The organism is Methylobacterium brachiatum (assembly GCF_900113845.1).
Classification (GTDB): domain Bacteria; phylum Pseudomonadota; class Alphaproteobacteria; order Rhizobiales; family Beijerinckiaceae; genus Methylobacterium; species Methylobacterium brachiatum.
Genome location: NZ_FOQW01000009.1, coordinates 86,753 through 105,721, shown reverse-complemented (window position 1 = coordinate 105,721; position 18,969 = coordinate 86,753). Strand labels below are relative to the sequence as shown.

Sequence of the window (18,969 nt, the reverse complement as noted above, 5' to 3'; positions counted from 1 at the left end):
AAACGAAGCGAAGTCTTTTATTGGGCCGCTGCAGAGGACGGTGTCCCCCAGATCTCATCCTCTACGTTCCAAGTCTTCGCCGCATCCGCCTCACGCCCCGGCCGGGGATTCCGGGAGCGCGGCGGGCCGCGCGGGCGGACGGGAGCCCAGATGGTCCCGGAGCGTCCGGCCCTCGTATTCGCTGCGGAACAGGCCGCGTCGGCGCAGCTCGGGCAGCACGAGTTCGATGAAGTCGTCGAGGCCCCCCGGCAGGGTCGCCGGCATGATGTTGAAGCCGTCGGCACCCTTCGCCCGGAAGCGCTCCTCCATCTCGTCGGCGATCTGGGCGGGCGTCCCGACGATCTGCGAATGGCCCCGGGCGCCGGCGATCCGCAGGTAGAGCTGGCGCAGCGTCAGGCCCTCCCGGCGGGCGAGGTCGAACATCAGCTGCTGGCGGGATTTCGCGCCCTCGGCCTCGGGCAGCTCCGGCACCGGCCCGTCCGGATCGTAGCCGGACAGGTCGAAGCCGCCGACCATGCGCTCGAGCAAGGCCAGGCCGACCACCGGGTCGATCAGGTCCTGGAGCGCGTCGAACTTGGCGCGCGCCTCGGACTCGGTGCGGCCGACCACCGGGAACAGACCCGGCATCACCTTGAGGTCGTCCCCGCTCCGGCCGAAGCGGGCCATCCGCTCCTTCAGGTCGCCGTAGAAGGCGACCGCCTCGTCGAGCGTCTGGTTGGCGGTGAACACGATCTCGGCCGTGCGGGCCGCCAGATCCTTGCCGGGCCCCGAGGAGCCCGCCTGGACCAGCACCGGCTGCCCCTGCGGCGTGCGCGAGATGTTGAGCGGGCCGCGCACCTGGAAATGCTTGCCGCGGTGGTTCAGCGGCCGGAACCCGTCCGGCTTCGAGAACTGGCCGCTGGCCCGGTCGATGATCACGGCGCCGTCGTCCCAGGTGTTCCACAGGCCGAGGACGACATCGACGAACTCCTCGGCCCGCTCGTAGCGGTCGGTGTGGCGCGCGATCTGATCCGTGCCGAAATTGGCGGCCTCGGCATCCGTGGTCGAGGTGACGAGGTTCCAGCCGGCCCGGCCGCCGCTCAGGTGATCGAGCGAGGCGAAACGCCGGGCGACGTTGTAGGGCTCGTTGAAGCTGGTGGAGGTGGTGGCGACCAGCCCGATCCGGCTCGTGACCGCCGCCAGCGCCGAGAGCAGCGTCACCGGCTCGAAATGGGCCGAGCGGGCCGTGCGCTCGCTGGAGCGTAGGTTGCCGTCGCGGATGCCGGTCCCGTCCTCCAGGAACACCAGATCGAACTTCGCGTCCTCCGCCCGGCGCGCCCAGCCGACGTAACGCTCGAGGTTGAGCCCGCCATCGGCCTCGCTCGACGGGTGGCGCCATCCGGCGACGTGGTGCCCGGTGGCGTAGAAGAAGGCGCCGAGGCGAAGCGTGTCCTGTGTCATCGGCCGATCGGGGTTGGAGGCGATGCGTTGCGGGGCGAAGGCGAGGAGACCGCGGGCGGCGTCAGCGCACCATGCCCCAGCGCCGGACCGTGAGCCGCTCGAACGTCGCGAACACGACGTTCTCGACGATGAGCCCGATCGCGATGACCAGCAAGAGGCCGGCGAAGACCCGGTCGGTGTAGAGCTCGTTGCGGTTCTGGTAGATGTACCAGCCGAGCCCGCCCTGGCCGGAGGCGGCGCCGAAGACCAGCTCGGCCGCGATCAGGGTACGCCAGGCGAAGGCCCAGCCGATCTTGAGCCCGGACAGGATCGCCGGCAGGGCCGCCGGGATCAGGATCTGCCAGACATAGGACAGGCCCGTCAGGCCGTAATTGCGCCCGGCCATGCGCAGGGTCTCGGGCACGCCCTGGAAGCCCGCGAAGGTGTTGAGCGCCAGCGGCCACAGCACCGCATGGACCAGCACGAAGATCAGGCTGCCGGAGCCGAGCCCGAACCAGAGCAAGGCCAGCGGCAGCAGCGCGATAGCGGGCAGCGGGTTGAACATCGCCGTCAGGGTCGAGAGCAGGTCGCGGCCGAACTGCGTCGAGACCGCGAGCGTCGTCAGGGCGAAGGCCAGAACGACGCCGCCGACATAGCCTTCCGCCAGCACCGTGAGGGAAATCCGGGCCCGCTCCAGCAGCTCGCCGCTGCCCAGGCCCTCCGCGAGGGCCGACAGGGTGGCGCCGAAGCTGGGCAGCAGCAGGTCGTTGTCCTGCCACCGGGCCAGCGCCTCCCAGGCGAGGGCGAGCACGACGAGGATCAGGCCCTTGCGGAGCCAGCCCTGCTGCCAGACCCGCGTCGAAAACGGCAGCCTGCGCTCGACCGGCGCCTCCACGAAGGGCGCCAGCACGAGATCGTATTCCGATCGGATCGGCGGACGGACGTGCTGGGTCATCGTGCGGGAGCCGCTGGGACGGAGGTTTCGGGGTCGGTCTCGAACAGGCGGCCGTGCAGGCGCTGCACCGCCGCCTGGAACGCCGCGCTGCCGACGCTCGCCAGGTCGAAATCGTGGCTGTTGTACTCGCCGCGCAACCGGCCGGGATGGGGCGAGAGCAGCGCCACCCGGTTGCCGACCACCAGCGCTTCCTCGATGGAATGCGTGACGAACAGCAGGGTGAAGCGCACCTCTTCCCAGAGGGCCAGCAGCTCCTCCTGCATCTTGCGCCGGGTCAGCGCGTCGAGCGCCGCGAAGGGCTCGTCCATCAGCAGCACCTTGGGCTGGCTGGCGAGCGCGCGGGCGATGGCGACGCGCTGCTTCATGCCGCCGGAGAGCTGGTGCGGGTAGCTGTCCGCGAACGGCGTGAGGCCGACCCTGTCGATGGAGTGCCGCGCCCGGGCTTCGGCCTCGCGCCGGCCGACGAGGCCGGCGGCGCGCAGCGGGAAGGCCACGTTCTGCGCGACGGTCTTCCACGGCGGCAGCTGATCGAATTCCTGGAAGACCACGATGCGGTCCGGCCCCGGCCCGCGCACAACCTCGCCGCCGAGGGTGATCGATCCCTCCACCGGCGGGATGAAGCCGGCGATCGCCTTGAGCAGGGTGGACTTGCCGCAGCCGGAGGGGCCGAGCAGGATGAAGCGGTCGGCCTCGTAGACATCGAACCCGACCCGGTGGGTCGCCCGGACCACGCGCTCCGGGGTGCGGTATTCGAGGGTCAGGTCCGAGACCCGCAGCAGCGGCGCCGGCAGGGGCGTCGGCGCAGATACGGCTTCCGCGTCGTGGGCAAGGACCGGCTCGGCCGCGATGCTCCGCTGGACCCGCGCGATAGCGCGGCGCTCATCGACCAGCGTCATCGGCTCAGCTGCCGGTCGCGATGCGGGGATTGGCGAAGAAGTAGTCGTCGAGGGTCTTCGGCTCGTTCCGGATCACGCCGACGCGGTGCATGAACTGCCCGAGCCCGATCGTGTTCTGCGGCGCGATCTTGAAGGTCACCTCGGGGTTGCGGATGACCTTGAGCAGCAGGTCGCGGTCGATCCGGCTGGCGTTGGACTTGATGTAGATATCCGCGGCCGTCTCGGGATGGTCGGTGATGAACTGCGCGGCTTCCGCGAGGGCGTCCACGAAGGCCGTGTAGGTCTTCGGGCTGTCGCGGTAGAACTTTTCCGTGGCGTAGAGCACCGTCGAGGAGGCCGGGCCGCCCTGGACCGCGTAGGAGTTCAGGACGATGTGGGCGTTCGGGTTGCCGGCGAGCTCCTGCTCCTGGAACGGCGGGTTGCCGAAATGGCCGGTGATCTCCGTCCCGCCCTTGATGATCGCGGCCGAGGCTTCCGGATGCGGGACGGCGACGCTGATCTTGTCGAGCCGGGCGAAATCCTTGTCGCCCCAGAGCTTGGCGGAGGCCCATTGCAGGATGCGGGCCTGAACCGAGACGCCGACCGCCGGCAGCGCGATCCGGTCCTTGTCGGTGAAGTCGCCGATCGTCTTCACCTCGGGCCGGTTGGAGACGAGGTAGTAAGGAAAGTTGCCGAGCGACGCGACGCCCTTCACATTCTGCCGGCCGCGGGTGCGATCCCACAGCGTGAACAGCGGCCCGACGCCCGCGCCCGCGACGTCGATGCTGCCCGACAGGAGCGCGTCGTTCACCGCCGAGCCGCCGGAGAGCTGCGCGTACTCCACCTTGATGTCGAGGCCGGCCTTCGCGCCGTGCTTCTCGATGAGCTTCTGATCTTCCGCCACGTTGAGCAGCAGGTAGACGACGCCGAACTGCTTCGCGATGCGCAGCTGCCCCTCCGCCGCGACGGCCGGGCCGAGTGCGGCAACGGCCAGGACGGACGCCAACAGGGCGGCCGCGTGGCGGCGCGAGAACAGGGTGCGTCGCGTGCCGATCATAATTCCTCGCAGGGGTCGGTAGAGGCGTGCAGGCACAGCCCGATTACAGGATGTAATCTGCCTAGCGTGCGTTGAATGGTCAACGAGAACGTTCTTTTTACAGAACAATACACAAGAGATGCTATATCTCTCGGCGGCTCAGTCGAAAGGATATTCTCTCTCCTTCGATCACGCGCGAAGGCCGCCATGACCGCTCCGGCGCGACACGGCAGAAAGCTCTTCTCTCCCGGCGCGGTTCGTCCGGTTCGGGGTGAGGAATGCCGCGCGACCGACGAGATTCAGAACGCTGCTGCGGAGCCGTTGCGATGCGATGATCGATAAGCCGCGGCATCGACGCCGCAGGGCTTGCGCGTTCCGGACGGATCAGGCTCCTGCCCGTTCGGCGGACAGGGAATCGTTTGCGTCGTGACCCCGTGCGGTGGACGTATCGCCGGATCGGCGCCGCCCTTCTCGACGGCCGGCTGCCGCCCCGGCACGGAGCGCTCTGAATGGTCGCCAGAAAGCAGATCCGGCTGAACGCGTTCAACATGAACTGCGTCGGCCACATCAACCACGGGTTGTGGACCCATCCGCGCGACCGCTCGTCGGACTACAACACGCTCCGCTACTGGACCGATCAGGCGAAGCTCCTGGAGCGCGGCCTGTTCGACGGGCTGTTCATCGCCGATATCAGCGGCGTCTACGACATCTACGGTGGCGGCATCGATGTCACCGCGCGCGAGGCCGTGCAGCTCCCGGTCAACGACCCGAGCCTGCTGGTCCCCGCCATGGCGGCGGTGACCGAGCATCTCGGCTTCGGCGTGACGGTCAACGTCCACACGGAGGCGCCCTACACTTTCGCGCGCCGCCTCTCGACCCTCGACCACCTCACCGGCGGCCGCATCGGCTGGAACATCGTCACCGGCTATCTCGACAGCGCCCATCGCGGGCTGAGCGGCGGCACCCTGCCCAGCCATGACCGGCGCTACGACTATGCCGACGAGTATCTCGAGGTGCTCTACAAGCTCTGGGAGGGCAGCTGGGACGACGCGGCGGTGCGCCGAGACCGGGAAGCCCGGGTGTTCAGCGATCCGGCCCATATCCGCCCGGTCTCGCATCACGGCACATTCTTCGACGTCGAAGCCTATCACCTGTCCGAGCCCTCCGTGCAGCGCACGCCGGTGCTTTACCAGGCGGGCGCCTCGGGCCGCGGCCGGGCCTTCGCCGGGCGCCACGCCGAGTGCGTGTTCATCTCGGCCCGCGACCGGGGGACGGCCCGGGAGGCCGTTCGCGCCATCCGCGCCGAGGCGGTGGCGGCCGGGCGCCACCCGGAGGACGTGAAGGTGTTCGTCGGGCTGGCGGTGATACCGGGGCGCAGCCGGGCCGAGGCCGAGGAGAAGCGTGCCGATTACCTGCGCTACGCGAGTCCGGAGGCCGGCCTGGCGCATTTCTCCGCCTCGACCGGGATCGACTTCGCGCGCTACGGCCTCGACGAGGCGATTCCCTACGGTCCGGGCAACGCCATCCAGTCCGCCAACGCGGCTGCCGCGAAGCGCGGCCTGACCAAGCGCGACCTCCTGGCGGAGCTCGAGCTCGGCGGGCGCTACGCGGTGCTGGCGGGCGACGCGGTCTCGATCGCCGACGAACTCCAGGCCTGGGTCGAGGAAGGCGAAGTGGACGGGTTCAACCTCAGCCGCATCGTCGTCCCCGAAAGCTTCTCCGACTTCATCGATATCGTGATCCCGGAATTACAGGACCGAGGGCTCTACAAGACCGCCTACGCCGACGGGTCCTATCGACGGAAGCTGTTCGGGCAGGGCGACCGGCTGCCGGAACGCCACGCCGCCCACGCCTTCCGGGGAGCGGCGGCGGGGCGGGTTCAACCCGTCTGACCGAAACCGTTCGGACGGTCTCAAAACAAAAAGCCCGGCCGCGCGTGAGCGCGACCGGGCCTGATTGTGGGGTGGCCGGATCGATCAGGTCCAGTCGCTGTCGTCGCCGCCGCCGAGATCGCCGCCGAAATCCCCCGAGGGATCGCTGAAGCTGGCGTCCTGGAAGTCGCTGCCGCTACCGCCGCCGTCGAGCGCCGACCCGAGATCCTGGTTGCCGCCGCCATCGCCGTAATAGTTGTTCACCACCGTCTCACCACCGCCGCCGAGGCCCGCAGCCGCGGCGCTGCCGAGGCTCGAATGGCCGCCCGCGAAGGCGTTCGACAGGGCGCTGCCGAGCAGCATGCCGCCGGCCGCGCCGGCCGCCATCGGCAGCGCGGTGGCCATGAAGCCGCCGCCCCGGGCCGGAGCCTGCGGCTGGCCGCCCCACGGGCCGCCCTGCTGCTGCGGCGGGTAGCCCGGCTGCTGCGGGTAGCCCTGCTGGGGATAGCCCTGCGGCGCGCCGCCACCGCCGCCCCAGGGCTGGCCGGCCGGGCGCTGCTGCCCATAGCCCGGCTGCGGCTCCTGGCGCTGGCTGCCGCCACCGCCGAAGATGCTCGACAGGAAGCCGCCGCCACCCGAGGACTGGGCCGGCGCCGCCTGGCTTCGCGCCTGCTCCAGCTGCTGGTTCAGGCTCTTGATCGCCTCTTCCTGCACGTAGATCAGCTGCGCCATCGCGTAGGGGGCGTAGGGCTGGGCGCGGATCTTCTCGGCGATGAAGCGCTCGGCCTCCGCGTCGCGGGGCTGGCTCTGGGCCTGCTCCAGGCGCTGGAAGATGCCGGAGATGACGTCGCGTTCTTCGCTATTCATGGAGTTCTCCTCCTCAAGTCGTACCCGCGGGCTCGAACGCGCCGCACGGCCGCAGAGGACATGGGTGTGCGGTGACGCTTTGTCAGGGGCGGTTGCGAAAACTTCATTCAGGCCGGCGCAGGGCCCAAACGCGAAAGAGCCCGGCCTCTCGGCCGGGCTCTTTCATCGTTCGGATCCGGACCGGCGCGCGGGGCGCGCCGGGTCTCGTTCTTAGTACGAGCCGAACTTGTAGTTCAGGCCGGCGCGGACCACGGCGAACTCGTCGTCGCGGCGACCGATGGCGCTGTAGGCGACCGGGACGAGGTTGGCGGCGTTGACCACCAGGGCGCCCTGGTTGCGGGTGCCGCGCTCCAGGTTGACGTACAGGCCTTCGACCTTGAGCGTCACGGCCGACGAGCGGAAGAAGTTCAGGAACGAGTCGGTGGGGAGCGCGTACTCGATGCCGCCGCCAACCGCGTAGCCGGTGCGGAAGCTGTCGTTGCCGGCGAAACCACCGAACGAGCGGTCGGCGCTGCCCGAGCCGTAGGCGAAGCCGCCGGTGCCGTACACGAGGGTGCGGTCGAAGGCGTAGCCGAGACGGCCGCGCACGGTGCCGAAGTAGTCGAGGCTCGACAGGCCGCGCGGGTCGGTGACGTAGTAGCCCGGGGCCACGGCGCCGCTGATGAAGGCGTTGTTCCGGTTACGACCGAAGTCAAGGTACTGGGCGTCGGCCTCGATGCCGACCACCACGCCCGAGCCCGGGGTGAACTGGTAGTTGTAGCCGATCTGACCACCGCCGGAGAAGCCGTCCTGGCTGCGGTCGCGGAACGTCGCGGTGGTGCCGGGGACGGCGTAGGGGAAGGGCACGCCGAAGGTGGAGTTGTTGGAGCGGCTGCTGGCATCGAAGGCGTAGCCGGCGTTGATACCGAAATAGGCGCCGGTCCAGGTGAACACGGGCACCGGGGTGAAGACGGGCGGCGGAGCGGCGCGGCGCGGCAGGTCGGCGGCGAAGGCCGAGCCGGCGAGGGCGACGCCCGCAAGGGCGGTGGTGGCGCGAAGCAGGGATTTCATCATCTGGTCCTCACGGGTGGCCCCGCCCCGGCCTCGCAAGACCGAAACGGAACGCGGATCTGGCTGCATTCCAGCGGTTCCAGGGCTGCTTTACGCGCTGCGGTATCGCCGACCGCTCATCACGGCCCCTTTTGGCAATCCGCGGTTCTTCCCCGGCACCTCGAGCGTCTAAACGCGCCCGAATGGTCAAGGTTCGCTTATGGCCACGCTTTTTTCCGCCCATTCGGTTTGACAAAGTGTCGCACCCCCTGGACAGCATCGGCCACGCTTGCGTCGGGCCGTGTCAAAAGGTCAGGGCGTCAGCGCGATGGCCGAGATCAGGCGCCCGTAATCGGGCTCACCGCGGTGGGTGGTCCGGCGATAGCTGTAGAAGCGATCCGGATCGGCATAGGTGCAGAGGTTCAGCGTCGCAGCCTCGCCGATCTCCGCCTCGCCGAGCCGGGCCAGGATGAAGCCCGGGAGATCGAACTGCGCGTGGTCCTCGCGGGAGCCCGGGCCGAGGAACCGGTCCATGCCGGGCGCCTCGGTGCGGAAGCGTGCGACGAAATCCGGGCCGACCTCATAGGAGGCCTGGCTGATCGTCGGCCCGAGCACGGCCACGATCTGCCGTCTCCGGGCGCCCAGCGCCTCCATGGCGCGGACGGTCGCCTCGATCACTCCGGTGAGCGCGCCCTTCCAGCCGGCATGGGCTGCGCCCACAACCCCGTTCTCGGGATCCGCGAACAGGATCGGCCCGCAATCGGCGGTGGCGATTCCCAGGGCGAGACCGGGCATCCGCGTCACCATGGCGTCGGCCTTCGGGCGATCCGCGGCCGGGACGGGCGCCTCGACGGTCACCACCGCGGCGGAATGGACCTGATACAGGCTGACGAGCCGGTCCGGCGCCAGGCCGAGCTGCGCGCACATGCGCGTCCGGTTCTCGGCGACGCGCTCCGGGACGTCCTGGGAGCCGAGCCCGCCGTTGAGCGTGGCGTAGATGCCCTCGGACACGCCGCCGACCCGGGTGAAGTAGGCGTGGCGCACGCGTGCATGCGACGAGAGTTCCGGCGCCTCGATGTACATGCCTGCGGTCACGGTCGGCTCCCTCGCGGTCCTGGTGTCGCGCTCGATAGCGGAATGGCTGCCCCTTGACGATGTCGTGGAACCGTCAGATTCTTGCTGCATTGCAGCATGAGTCCGGGTTCCGGATTCTTCCGAGAAGGATCGCAATGTCACGACGGACCGAGAACGACTCCCCGATCGAGACCAAGGCCCCCGAGGTCCCGGAACACCGGAACCCGAGCGCATCCGAACACCCCGTCGTGCGTGAGCTCGGCGAACTCGACCCCTCCGACCCGAACCCGCCCGCACCGCCGACCCCGCGGGCACCGAGCGGCTCCGACGCCGGCTTCGGTTCGTTCGGCTGACTACATCCCGCGCTGCCGTCCGGGTTCGGAGCCTTAGGCTTCGGGAAACCCGGGCAGCGGCCCGAGACCCGGGCCCGTCACGGCCAGGGCCTTGAACAGACTGCCCATTCCCGTCGGGCTCGCATCCGTAAGTCGCTCGGCGGCCGCATCGATCGCCGCAGCCTGAGCCGGGGTGGCGCGGGCCTTCAGGCGCTCGGCGCGGGCCTTCAGGCCCAGGGCGAGCAGAAAATCCCGCTGCGCCACCGGCCCGTGAACCGTCGCGCCCTCGGCCTGGGCGGCCTTCGCGAGGGCGGCGAAATCGACGTGATGCGTGAGATCCGCGTCTCCGGGCGCCGCCAGCGGATCGGTGAAGCGATGCCCGGACAGGGCCTGAAGGGTGTCGCCGAAGCCCGGCCGGCTATGGCCGTAATCGATCGCCAGCAGCGCGCCGCCTGATTCGCGAAGGCGGCGGGCGAGTTGCCGCATCAGCGCCAGGCCGACCCCCGGCACGCTCAGCAGCCTGCCCTCCGGGCCCTCCGCCTCGATCCCCGGGGTCGCTTCGGGGGCCAGGCCGTGGACGAAATCGCCTTCGGGGCCGAGACCGATCTGGCGCTCGTGCCAGCCGGTCGCGCGACGCTCGAACTGCCGGACCGGCAGGCAATCGAAGAACTCGTTGGCCAGGATGATCGCCGGGCCCGCGGGCAGGGTCTCGATTCCGGCGTGCCAGGTGGCGCCTTTCCCCGCGAGGGTTCGCTCCTGGACGGCCCGTAGCACCGGGCCGGTCTCGACGAGATGCGGTGTCACGCGAACGCCCGGAGCCGCCGTCCCGAGGGCCCGCAGGGCGTCCGCCATCAGCGTGCCCCAGCCGGGGCCGAGTTCCACCAGGACCAGCGGGTCCGGCCGGCCCATCCGGCCGTGAACGTAGCCCGACCAGGCGCCCAGCAGCTCGCCGAACATCTGGCTGATCTCGGGCGCAGTCGTGAAATCACCGCGCACGCCGAGCGGATCACGGGTGCGGTAATAGCCGTGGACCGGGTGGCCGAGACACAGCGCCATGTAGCGGTCGATGCCGATCGGCCCGCCATGGCGGATCAGCGCCGCGATCTCGGCTCCGAGCGGCGTCACGCCTTGGCGGGCGCCTCGCGCGCCTCTTGGTCGGTCCCGGACGCGGCCACCGGATTGCGCGGGCGGGTCCGCCCGGTCGCGGCGAGCAGGATGTAGGTGAGCCCGACGATCATCATCGGCACGCAGAGCAGCATGCCCATGGTGACACCGCCGCCCATCGGCCCGAGATGGTCGCCGAACAGGAAGCCGAGCTGCCGATCCGGCTCGCGGAAGAACTCGCAGAATGTCCGGGCCAGCGCGTAGCCGAGGACGAAGATCCCGCCGAGCAGGCCCGGCTTGCGGAACCCGAACCGGCGGACAGCGAGCGCCATGACGATGAACAGCAGCAGGCCCTCGGTGACGGCCTCGTAGAGCTGGCTCGGATGGCGCGGCAGCGGCCCGCCGGTGGGGAACACGATCGCGTAGGGGAAGTCCGGCGCGACCCGCCCCCAGAGCTCGCCGTTCACGAAATTCGCGATCCGCCCGAAGAACAGGCCGATCGGCACGACCACGGCGCCGATATCGAGCAGGGTGTAGCCGTTGAGCTTCTTGGCGCGGGCGAACAGCAGGAAGGCCAGGATCGCCCCGAGGAACCCGCCGTGGAACGACATGCCGCCGTTGCGGATCGCCAGGATCTCCATCGGGTCGGCGATGTACATCGGCAGATTGTAGAACAGCACGTAGCCGATCCGACCGCCCAGCACGACGCCGAGCGCCACCCAGACGACCAGGTCGTCAATGTCGACCACCTGCGGGCGCTTGACCACGCCCCACAGGCTGTCGGCCATGACCAGGCGGCGCGCGTAGTACCAACCGCCGATCAGGCCGGCGATGTAGGCCAGCGCGTACCATTTGATCGTGATCGGCCCGATCGCGATCGCCACCGGATCGATGGCCGGAAAGGGCAGGGCGAGGAGCGGCATCGGTCTGACCTCCGGGGCGGCCGGATTGGACGCCGGAGGGGCGGCGCGTCAAGTGCGCTGCACGCAGCCTCCGCCTGCGGGCGTCAGGCCTTCACGAACAGGAACCCGTGCCCGTCCGGGCCCGCGCAATAGGCAGCCTGGCCGTCCGCGGAGGCGCGCGGCGCGAAGCCCGCCTGGCGCAGCGCTGCCAGCAGGCTGCCCATATCCGCGACCGCGAAGACGAAACGGGTCGAGGCGCGGTCGGCCGGCCCGAACACGGTGCGTGACGCGTGCCGGGGCGCCGGGCGCCGGTAATGCAGCAGCTCGACATGCGGCGCCGGCACCGGCGGCTCGAGCGCGATGACATCGACCTCGGGATCGTCGATGCCGTCGAGCCGGGCCTGTTTGGGCCCCCGGTTCAGGCCTTTCTGCGCCACCGTGAGGCCGAGGGGCCCGGTGAGGAACGACAGGGTCGCGTCGAGATCGGCGACGGTGATCGCCGAATGGTCGATCCCGAGGAACAGGCCCGGCGCGTCGCGCCAGCGGTCCGCCGGCGGGCCATCGGGAAAGAAGATCAGCTCGAGCGGATGCCCGTCGGGATCGCGAAACTTGTAGGCGGTGACGCCCCCCGTGGAGGCGGGCAGGACCTGCGCGCCGCCCCGGCTGATCGTGGTCGGGTTGAGCCGGGCAAGCCGAGCCATAGCGGCGTCCATGTCGCGAACCGGAATGGCCAGGTGCTGGAAGAACGGATCGGTCGCCAGGGGATCGGCCGGGTAGGGGGCGCCCGCCGGTTCGACGGCCACGAACGTCACGGTCTGGCGGCCGAGCCGCAGGCGCAGCTGCCGTGCCTTCACCCCGGCGAGCCCCATCGCCTCGACATGCGCGGCCGGTACCGGCTCGGGTGGCGCGACCCGCTCGAAGCCGAGAGCTTCGCGGTAGAAGTCCTCGGTGACCGCGAGGTCCGCAACGGTACGGCTGAAGCCGGCGACGGCCCGAACGCCGCTCACAGCAGCCGCGCTCCGCGCACGTTGGTGTAGATCGCGTAGAGCGCATGCGAAGCGCACAGGAACAGGCGGCTGTTGTTGCGGCCGCCGAAGGCGAGGTTCGCCACCGGCGAGGGCACCAGGATCTTGCCGACCAATTCGCCGCCGGGATCGATGCAGTGGACGCCGTCGCCGGCGCTCGACCAGAGATTGCCCTGCTCGTCGCACCGGATCCCGTCGGCATTGCCCGGTGCGATCGTGCAGAACACGTGTCCTCCGGACAGACGGCCATCCTCGGCCACATCGAACACACGTATGTTCTGGAGCGGATCGATGGCGAATTGCAGGCCGGTCTCGACCACGTAGAGTTTTCGCTCGTCCGGAGAGAAGCACAGGCCGTTCGGCCCCTGGAAGTCGTCCACGACGACGCGCAGCGAGCCGTCGCGCGGGTCGAACCGGTAGAGTGCGGCGGGCAGCTCGGATTCCTGCTTGCCGCCTTCGTAGTCGGTCTGGATGCCGTAGGGCGGGTCCGAGAACCAGATCGTGCCGTCGGACTTGCAGACGATGTCGTTGGGCGAGTTCAGCCGCCGGCCCTGGTAGCGCTCGACCAGGCTGGTGATGCTGCCGTCAAGCTCGGTCCGGTGGATGCGCCGGCCGCGATGCGAGCAGGACAGGAGCCGCCCCTGGCGGTCCCGGGCGTGTCCGTTCTCGAAGTCGCTCGCCGCGCGGTAGACGCTGAGGCCGCCCGCATCCGTCCAGCGCATCACCCGATTGTTCGGGAGATCCGAGAACAGCAGCTCGTTGCGGTCGCCGAAAAAGACCGGGCCTTCGGCCCAGCCGAAGCCGTCGGCCAATTTTTCCAGCGGCGCGTTCGGCAGCACATACGCCTTGAAGCGTGGCTGCGTCAGTTCGAAACCGTCCATGCCGCGGCCCCTACTTGAAGCGGCCGGGCTGGTTCACGGTGGGCTCCACCTGGAGCCCCGTGACGATCATTGTACAGGGCTCGTCGCCCACGGTGCCCGAGAGGTGGCCCTTCCTGCCGTCGCGCGCCCTGGTGTTCTGATCCTCGCCCATCATCAGCTCGCCCGGGCCCATCTCGACCCGGTGGCCATCCATGGTCTCCACGAACCAGCGGCCCGACAGGATCGCGATCCATTGCGGCCGCGGATTCTCGTGCCATTCGCCGACCCAGCCGACCGGCAGGACCGTGAAGGTCACGACCGACGGCGCCGGCTCCATCTTGTCGTTCCATTGCGGTGCCGTCTCGGGGTTGATCCCCTCGAACTTGAAACGCTCGATGAAAAATCGCTCCTGGCGGCTCACCCCGTCCGCGTCGGTATAGACGTGCCAATACGGCATCTTCGGAGGGGTCGGCTCGCTCATCATCGCTCCTGCGGCGGCGGGACAATCGTCTTCCGCACAACGGCCGGGTGTGGCGATGGTTCGCGGCGGCGCGGGACGGCCGGGCGTGATCCTACCCGTGTTGAGGCCGCGGCTGGCCGTCGCTCGGCGGCCAGGGGATCTCGCGCGTCATGATCGTCTCGACATCGTAGGGGCAGGCCGGCGGGAAGGTCCCCTCGTCGAGCCCGGTCTCGCCGGCTGCCTCGATCGAGGCGCGGTGATAGGCCCGCGCGACCAGCACATCGATCCGGGACTTCAGGCTGGGGCTGTCTTCGAGACGCTCGGCCACGACGACGCGCTGCGTCCGGATCGATGTGACCCAGCTGCGTGTCCGTCGCGTCGGCTGATGATCCCAATTCAGAAGGTGCAGCAGGATCACGCTCAGGGCGCTGGTCAGTGCGTGGCGTTCGCTGCGACCCACATCCGCGATCTCGTCGGCAAGGTGTTCGATGTCGAGACGCGCCCAGGCCCCGGCTTGCAGGAAATGCACCTGCTCTTGGGCCCAGGCATGGACATCGTCCTCGTACCGCGTCGTCTTCAGTCCCTGCGGCACCCGCTTCGGAGCTGTCACGACCGCCTCCTTGCCGCCGCCCGGTCGCGCGGGCGGTCGCAATCTATCACATCTGCTCGGGCAGCCGCTCGCTCTGCGCCAGGTTCGAGAACCGGGTGATGTTGGCGTCGAACTGCAGCTCGACCGTGCCGGTCGGGCCGTGACGCTGCTTGCCGAGGATGACCTCGGCCTTGCCGTGGACACGGTTCATCTCCGCCTCCCAGGCGAAGAACTCCTCCGTGCCCTCGCGCGGCTTCTTGTTGTTGACGTAGTATTCCTCGCGGAACACGAACATCACCACGTCGGCGTCCTGCTCGATCGAGCCGGATTCACGCAGATCCGAGAGCTGCGGGCGCTTGTCGTCGCGGTTCTCGACCTGACGCGAGAGCTGCGAGAGCCCGATGATCGGCACCGCCAGCTCCTTGGCCAGCGCCTTCATGCCGGTGGTGATCTCGGTCATCTCCTGCACGCGGTTGTCGCTGCGCTTGCCGGAGCCGGAGAGCAGCTGCAGGTAGTCGACGATCAGCAGGTCCAGGCCCTTCTGGCGCTTCAGGCGCCGGGCTCGGGCGGCGAGCTGGGCGATCGAGATGCCGCCGGTCTGGTCGATGTAGAACGGGATCGTCTGCATGTCCCGGGCGGCGTCGGTGATCTTGTAGAAATCCTCCGGCCGGATGTCGCCGCGGCGGATCTTGTACGAGGGCACGCCCGATTGCTCGGCGATGATACGGGTGGCGAGCTGCTCGGCCGACATTTCGAGGGAGAAGAACCCGACGATGCCGCCGTTGACCGTCTGCATCGTGCCGTCCGCCTGCTTCTCGCCGCGATAGGCCTTGGCGATGTTGAAGGCGATGTTGGTCACCAGCGAGGTCTTGCCCATGGCCGGGCGGCCCGCGAGGATGATCAAGTCGGAGGGCTGCAGGCCGCCCATCTTGGCGTCGAGGTCGGACAGGCCGGTGGCGATGCCCGAGAGCTTGCCGTCGCGCTGGTAGGCCTTGGCGGCCATGTCCACCGCGGCGGTGAGCGCGTCGGAGAATTTTTGGAAGCCGCCGTCGTATTTCCCGGCCTCGGCGAGCTCGTAGAGCCGGCGCTCGGTCTCCTCGATCTGGTCGCGGGGCGCCTGCTCCACCGGCGCCTCGTAGGCGCCGTTGACCAGATCCTCGCCGATCGTGATCAGGCGACGGCGGATCGCGAGGTCGTAGATCGTCCGGCCGTAGGCGCCGGCATTGATCACCGTGGTCGCGTCGGCGGCCAGCCTCGCGAGGTACTGCATCACCGTCTGGCCGCCGAAATCGGCGTCGCCCAGATAGGTCTTCATGGTGATGGGCGTGGCGAGCTTGCCGGCCCGAATCAGCGAGGCGGCCACCGAGAAGATCTGCTGGTGGGCATCCTCCATGAAGTGCTCGGCCAGCAGGAAGTCCGACACCCGGTAATAGGCGTCGTTGTTCACCAGGATGGCGCCGAGCAGCGCCTGCTCCGCATCGATGTTGTGCGGGGCGACGCGGTACTCAGCTTGAACCGCTTCCAGCTTGGCCGTGAGCGCATTGGGCAGGGCCATCGGCGGACGACTCCGAATCAGGCGCCGCGACGGGCGCACCAGGATCACACCGCGCGACATTGGCCACGGTAAGGTTACCGAAGCCTAGCCGACGGCCGGCTCATCCGGTCCTCGGCCCGGACGAACGGACGCCCGCCGACTCTCGCGAGGGGCGGGCGTCCATGCTGGAACAAAACTGGAACGTGTCAAGTCTTGGGGCGAATGATCCCCAATGTTCACCGCTATACAGGGATGCGGGCGACGCCGCCCCGCGCGAGCCGGAGGGCCGTTGCGGAGCGGCGCCAGCCGTGGATCCCGACGGACTCAGCCGCGGTCGTCGGCACCTTCGCCGGCATCGGCCAGCGCCATGCCGACCTCCAGGCCGAGGTCGTCGAGGTTGAACGCCTCGCGCTCGGTGACCGACTCGCCGCGCGCCTGACGCTCGGCCTCTTCGGGGCTGCGGGCGACGTTGACGGTGATCTGGACCTCGACCTCGGGGTGCAGCACCACCGGGACGGTGTGCAGGCCCAGGGTCTTGATCGGCTGGTTCAGGATGAACTGGCCGCGATCGACGGTGAAGCCCTCCTTGGCCACCACCTCGGCGAGGTCGCGGGTGGAGACGGAGCCGTAGAGCACGCCGGTCTCGCCCGACTGGCGGATCAGGATGAAGCTCTGGCCGTTCAGCTTCTCGGCGACGGCCTCGGCGTCCTTCTTCCGGTCGAGGTTGCGGGCCTCGAGCTGGGCGCGCTGCGACTCGAAGTGCTTCTTGTTGGATTCCGTCGCGCGCAGCGCCTTGCCGCGGGCGAGCAGGAAGTTGCGGGCGAAGCCCGGGCGGACGTTCACGGTCTCGCCCATCTGGCCGAGCTTGGCCACGCGCTCGAGCAGGATCACTTCCATCGTCATTCTCCTTCAGTTGGTCGGCCGCACGGGCCGGGGACTCACGGCGCCGGGTTGTCCTTCGGACGGCGGCGATCGAGGGCGGTGTCGGCCAGGCCGAACAGGGTGAGTGCCACCAGGGCGACGCCCTGGGTCACGAACAGGATCAGGTACATGCCGAACAGCATCAGCCCGCGGCCCGGCCGGCCGCGCGAGCGGTCGTGGAAGGCGGCGAGCCCCTGGAGCGCGAAGGCCGCGCTGAAGGCGCCGACCAGCGCAACGCCGAACACGCCGATGAAGCCGGGGGCGAAGCACATCAGCACGGCGGCTGCGAGGGTCACCAGGGTCGTGCGCGGCATGGCGGTCGACGGCAGGTCCGGCCAGGGCCGGGGCAGGCGCCCGGAGATCTTCACGATCCGGGCCGAGGCCCAGAGATAGAAGGTCAGGAGCAGGGTGAGCCCGTTGGCCGCGAAGGCCGGTACGACGCGCGCGAGGGCGTCGGCGACTTCGCCCCGCGTCACCTCGGCCTCGTCCTGGCCGGGCTTGGGCGTCGCGTCCGGCTCGGTCCCCGCGTCGGGGGCGGGAGAGCCGGCTTCGGCTTGCGGCGCGTCGGTGCGGCGGGGTTCGGTCGCCGGCCGGGCGGCGGGGTCGCGCACCTGCACCAGCGTGCGGGCGAGCCCGCGCAGCTGCGTGTCGAAGGCCGCGTGGTTCGGCGAGGACAGGACCGCGATGGCGATGAAGGCGAGGGCGGCCGTGGCGGCGGTCCAGCCGAGGAGGCGGCCGGTCGGGTACCATTCGAGGCCGGACGGCGTCTCGCGGCCGAGCAGCGTCAGGTAGGCGAGCCACCAGGCGGGCAGGGCGATGTAGGCGGCGTAGGCGAGGCCCATGAAGGGCGCGATCACGAGCGCCAGGGCGAGGCTGCCGGCGGCCGCCGCCGTCAGGGCGGCCTTGTGGCTCCAGCCCAGGCCGACGATGAGGATCGGCAGAGGCGCGACGAGGTAGAGCAGGATCGCCAGCGGGGTCGCCTTCAGCAGCACCCCGAACAGGAGTGCGGAGACGAGGCCCGCGCCGATACCGATGCCGATATGCTGTGCCATGGGTTCCGCTGTCCCGCTGCCGGCACGGCAGGGTTAGAGGCGTCGCTGCGCCCCAACGATCGAGCGATGTCGCATCGCTCTCTGAGGAAGCCGGCCCGGGTCGATGCCGGGCCGGCCAGTCGAATCAGCCTACTTGATCACGTAGGGCAGCAGGCCGAGGAAGCGGGCGCGCTTGATCGCCTGGGCGAGCTCGCGCTGCTTCTTGGCCGAGACCGCGGTGATGCGGGACGGGACGATCTTGCCGCGCTCGGACACGTAGCGGGACAGGAGCTTGACGTCCTTGTAGTCGATCTTCGGCGCGTTCGCGCCGGAGAACGGGCAAGTCTTGCGACGACGGAAGAAGGGACGGCGTCCGCCGCCTGCACCAGCACCGAAAGCCATGGTTTAGCCCTCCCCGCCGAAGCTGCGCTCGGGACGATCGCCGCGCTCGGGGCGCTCGCCGCCGCCGAACCCGCCGCCACCACCGAAGCCGTCGTCGTCACGACGCCGGCCGCGCTCGCGATCCTTGCGGTCGTCGCGGTCGCGCTTCTGCATCATCGCCGACGGCTCGGAATCGAGATCCTCGACCCGGACGGTCATGAAGCGCAGCACGTCCTCGGAGATCTGCATCTGACGCTCCATCTCGGCGATGGCGGCCGGGGGGGCGTCGATGTTGAGGAGCGCGAAATGCGCCTTGCGGTTCTTCTTGATGCGGTAGGCCAGGGACTTCACGCCCCACATCTCGATCTTCTCGAGGCGGCCGCCGTTCTGCTCGATCACACCCTTGTAGGTGTCGATCATCGTCTCGACCTGCTGGGACGTCACGTCCTGCCGGGCCAAGAGCACGTGCTCGTAGAGAGGCATATCGGGCCTTTCAGTGTCAAAAGGAGCCCGGCCGCCCGGAGGCGGCTGGTTCGGGCCGGTTCATTCGCGAGACGCTCGGCGCCAAGCCCTTCGAGCCGTTTTTGCAGGCCCGAGCGGTTGATCGAAGGCGGAGACACCGGACGACGGATCGTTCAGGATCCTATGCCGCAAGCGGCACCGTCCGTTCAGCCCCCGGCCGGAGCGAACGCGAGGGGCGGCGC

Annotated in this window: 20 protein-coding genes; 2 read left to right on the top strand and 18 right to left on the bottom strand. The window is 69.5% G+C overall.

The window, feature by feature from the left end; all coding sequences use genetic code 11:
* Positions 1-90 precede the first annotated feature (90 nt).
* The 4 genes from BMZ47_RS13310 to BMZ47_RS13295 all read right to left on the bottom strand — a co-directional run bounded on the left by BMZ47_RS13310 (position 91) and on the right by BMZ47_RS13295 (position 4,306).
* Positions 91-1,440 (bottom strand): LLM class flavin-dependent oxidoreductase, encoded by a 1,350-nt coding sequence (locus BMZ47_RS13310; protein WP_091862872.1) that lies wholly within the window; start codon positions 1,438-1,440, stop codon positions 91-93.
* A gap of 61 nt (positions 1,441-1,501) precedes the next feature.
* A complete protein-coding gene (locus BMZ47_RS13305) occupies positions 1,502-2,374 on the bottom strand; it encodes an ABC transporter permease (protein WP_091862868.1) in 873 nt (290 codons plus the stop codon).
* Positions 2,371-3,270: an ABC transporter ATP-binding protein gene (locus BMZ47_RS13300; RefSeq protein ID WP_091862865.1), complete on the bottom strand. Its 900-nt coding sequence runs from the start codon at positions 3,268-3,270 to the stop codon at positions 2,371-2,373. Before BMZ47_RS13300 ends, BMZ47_RS13305 begins: the two co-directional genes overlap by 4 nt.
* Before the next feature lie 4 nt (positions 3,271-3,274).
* Positions 3,275-4,306 carry an ABC transporter substrate-binding protein gene (locus BMZ47_RS13295; RefSeq protein WP_091862862.1) on the bottom strand — a complete coding sequence of 344 codons (1,032 nt, stop codon included), beginning with the start codon at positions 4,304-4,306 and terminating at the stop codon, positions 3,275-3,277.
* 488 nt (positions 4,307-4,794) lie between these two features.
* Between BMZ47_RS13295 and BMZ47_RS13290 the strand changes: the two genes are divergently transcribed.
* The gene (locus BMZ47_RS13290; protein WP_091862860.1) at positions 4,795-6,177 is read left to right on the top strand and encodes an LLM class flavin-dependent oxidoreductase; all 1,383 of its coding nucleotides are present in this window, start codon (positions 4,795-4,797) and stop codon (positions 6,175-6,177) included.
* Between the two features lie 84 nt (positions 6,178-6,261).
* Here the strand turns inward: BMZ47_RS13290 and BMZ47_RS13285 are convergent, their stop codons facing one another.
* The 3 genes from BMZ47_RS13285 to pgeF all read right to left on the bottom strand — a co-directional run bounded on the left by BMZ47_RS13285 (position 6,262) and on the right by pgeF (position 9,135).
* The gene (locus tag BMZ47_RS13285) at positions 6,262-7,023 is read right to left on the bottom strand and encodes a DUF2076 domain-containing protein (protein ID WP_007558752.1); all 762 of its coding nucleotides are present in this window, start codon (positions 7,021-7,023) and stop codon (positions 6,262-6,264) included.
* Positions 7,024-7,233: 210 nt separating this feature from the next.
* Positions 7,234-8,073, bottom strand: coding sequence for an outer membrane protein (locus BMZ47_RS13280; protein WP_091863128.1), 840 nt, complete (start codon positions 8,071-8,073; stop codon positions 7,234-7,236).
* A 291-nt stretch (positions 8,074-8,364) separates the two neighbouring features.
* Positions 8,365-9,135: a peptidoglycan editing factor PgeF gene (pgeF, locus tag BMZ47_RS13275; RefSeq protein WP_091862857.1), complete on the bottom strand. Its 771-nt coding sequence runs from the start codon at positions 9,133-9,135 to the stop codon at positions 8,365-8,367.
* Positions 9,136-9,281: 146 nt separating this feature from the next.
* Between pgeF and BMZ47_RS28965 the strand changes: the two genes are divergently transcribed.
* Positions 9,282-9,479, top strand: coding sequence for a hypothetical protein (locus BMZ47_RS28965; protein ID WP_007561019.1), 198 nt, complete (start codon positions 9,282-9,284; stop codon positions 9,477-9,479).
* A gap of 33 nt (positions 9,480-9,512) precedes the next feature.
* On the opposite strand, the gene BMZ47_RS13265 is transcribed toward BMZ47_RS28965, so the two are convergent.
* The 11 genes from BMZ47_RS13265 to rpsF form a co-directional block, all read right to left on the bottom strand.
* Positions 9,513-10,583: a class I SAM-dependent methyltransferase gene (locus tag BMZ47_RS13265; RefSeq protein ID WP_091862854.1), complete on the bottom strand. Its 1,071-nt coding sequence runs from the start codon at positions 10,581-10,583 to the stop codon at positions 9,513-9,515.
* Positions 10,580-11,485: a prolipoprotein diacylglyceryl transferase gene (lgt, locus tag BMZ47_RS13260; protein WP_007561023.1), complete on the bottom strand. Its 906-nt coding sequence runs from the start codon at positions 11,483-11,485 to the stop codon at positions 10,580-10,582. Before lgt ends, BMZ47_RS13265 begins: the two co-directional genes overlap by 4 nt.
* Before the next feature lie 83 nt (positions 11,486-11,568).
* Positions 11,569-12,471 (bottom strand): VOC family protein, encoded by a 903-nt coding sequence (locus BMZ47_RS13255; RefSeq protein ID WP_091862852.1) that lies wholly within the window; start codon positions 12,469-12,471, stop codon positions 11,569-11,571.
* Positions 12,468-13,370 carry an SMP-30/gluconolactonase/LRE family protein gene (locus BMZ47_RS13250; RefSeq protein WP_091862849.1) on the bottom strand — a complete coding sequence of 301 codons (903 nt, stop codon included), beginning with the start codon at positions 13,368-13,370 and terminating at the stop codon, positions 12,468-12,470. Before BMZ47_RS13250 ends, BMZ47_RS13255 begins: the two co-directional genes overlap by 4 nt.
* Positions 13,371-13,380: 10 nt before the next feature.
* On the bottom strand, positions 13,381-13,830 hold the full coding sequence (locus BMZ47_RS13245; protein WP_091863127.1) for a cupin domain-containing protein: 450 nt from the start codon (positions 13,828-13,830) through the stop codon (positions 13,381-13,383).
* Positions 13,831-13,921: 91 nt separating this feature from the next.
* Entirely contained in the window at positions 13,922-14,419 is a 498-nt protein-coding gene (locus tag BMZ47_RS13240) for a DUF29 domain-containing protein (RefSeq protein ID WP_091863126.1), read from the bottom strand.
* A 46-nt stretch (positions 14,420-14,465) separates the two neighbouring features.
* Positions 14,466-15,953, bottom strand: a complete 1,488-nt coding sequence (locus BMZ47_RS13235; protein WP_007561032.1) for a replicative DNA helicase — start codon at positions 15,951-15,953, stop codon at positions 14,466-14,468.
* Between the two features lie 303 nt (positions 15,954-16,256).
* A complete protein-coding gene (rplI, locus tag BMZ47_RS13230) occupies positions 16,257-16,829 on the bottom strand; it encodes a 50S ribosomal protein L9 (protein WP_007561034.1) in 573 nt (190 codons plus the stop codon).
* 41 nt (positions 16,830-16,870) lie between these two features.
* Positions 16,871-17,905 carry a hypothetical protein gene (locus tag BMZ47_RS13225; protein WP_091862846.1) on the bottom strand — a complete coding sequence of 345 codons (1,035 nt, stop codon included), beginning with the start codon at positions 17,903-17,905 and terminating at the stop codon, positions 16,871-16,873.
* Positions 17,906-18,034: 129 nt separating this feature from the next.
* The gene (rpsR, locus tag BMZ47_RS13220; protein ID WP_007561044.1) at positions 18,035-18,286 is read right to left on the bottom strand and encodes a 30S ribosomal protein S18; all 252 of its coding nucleotides are present in this window, start codon (positions 18,284-18,286) and stop codon (positions 18,035-18,037) included.
* A 3-nt stretch (positions 18,287-18,289) separates the two neighbouring features.
* Entirely contained in the window at positions 18,290-18,748 is a 459-nt protein-coding gene (rpsF, locus tag BMZ47_RS13215; RefSeq protein ID WP_007561046.1) for a 30S ribosomal protein S6, read from the bottom strand.
* Positions 18,749-18,969: the final 221 nt, after the last annotated feature.

What these genes read in the sequence shown, in the direction of transcription:
- BMZ47_RS13310 (WP_091862872.1), bottom strand. Translation starts at nt 1,440, where the DNA reads ATGACACAGGACACGCTTCGCCTCGGCGCCTTCTTCTACGCCACCGGG.
- BMZ47_RS13305 (WP_091862868.1), bottom strand. Translation starts at nt 2,374, where the DNA reads ATGACCCAGCACGTCCGTCCGCCGATCCGATCGGAATACGATCTCGTG.
- BMZ47_RS13300 (WP_091862865.1), bottom strand. Translation starts at nt 3,270, where the DNA reads ATGACGCTGGTCGATGAGCGCCGCGCTATCGCGCGGGTCCAGCGGAGC.
- BMZ47_RS13295 (WP_091862862.1), bottom strand. Translation starts at nt 4,306, where the DNA reads ATGATCGGCACGCGACGCACCCTGTTCTCGCGCCGCCACGCGGCCGCC.
- BMZ47_RS13290 (WP_091862860.1), top strand. Translation starts at nt 4,795, where the DNA reads ATGGTCGCCAGAAAGCAGATCCGGCTGAACGCGTTCAACATGAACTGC.
- BMZ47_RS13285 (WP_007558752.1), bottom strand. Translation starts at nt 7,023, where the DNA reads ATGAATAGCGAAGAACGCGACGTCATCTCCGGCATCTTCCAGCGCCTG.
- BMZ47_RS13280 (WP_091863128.1), bottom strand. Translation starts at nt 8,073, where the DNA reads ATGAAATCCCTGCTTCGCGCCACCACCGCCCTTGCGGGCGTCGCCCTC.
- pgeF (WP_091862857.1), bottom strand. Translation starts at nt 9,135, where the DNA reads ATGTACATCGAGGCGCCGGAACTCTCGTCGCATGCACGCGTGCGCCAC.
- BMZ47_RS28965 (WP_007561019.1), top strand. Translation starts at nt 9,282, where the DNA reads ATGTCACGACGGACCGAGAACGACTCCCCGATCGAGACCAAGGCCCCC.
- lgt (WP_007561023.1), bottom strand. Translation starts at nt 11,485, where the DNA reads ATGCCGCTCCTCGCCCTGCCCTTTCCGGCCATCGATCCGGTGGCGATC.
- BMZ47_RS13250 (WP_091862849.1), bottom strand. Translation starts at nt 13,370, where the DNA reads ATGGACGGTTTCGAACTGACGCAGCCACGCTTCAAGGCGTATGTGCTG.
- BMZ47_RS13245 (WP_091863127.1), bottom strand. Translation starts at nt 13,830, where the DNA reads ATGAGCGAGCCGACCCCTCCGAAGATGCCGTATTGGCACGTCTATACC.
- BMZ47_RS13235 (WP_007561032.1), bottom strand. Translation starts at nt 15,953, where the DNA reads ATGGCCCTGCCCAATGCGCTCACGGCCAAGCTGGAAGCGGTTCAAGCT.
- rplI (WP_007561034.1), bottom strand. Translation starts at nt 16,829, where the DNA reads ATGGAAGTGATCCTGCTCGAGCGCGTGGCCAAGCTCGGCCAGATGGGC.
- BMZ47_RS13225 (WP_091862846.1), bottom strand. Translation starts at nt 17,905, where the DNA reads ATGGCACAGCATATCGGCATCGGTATCGGCGCGGGCCTCGTCTCCGCA.
- rpsR (WP_007561044.1), bottom strand. Translation starts at nt 18,286, where the DNA reads ATGGCTTTCGGTGCTGGTGCAGGCGGCGGACGCCGTCCCTTCTTCCGT.
- rpsF (WP_007561046.1), bottom strand. Translation starts at nt 18,748, where the DNA reads ATGCCTCTCTACGAGCACGTGCTCTTGGCCCGGCAGGACGTGACGTCC.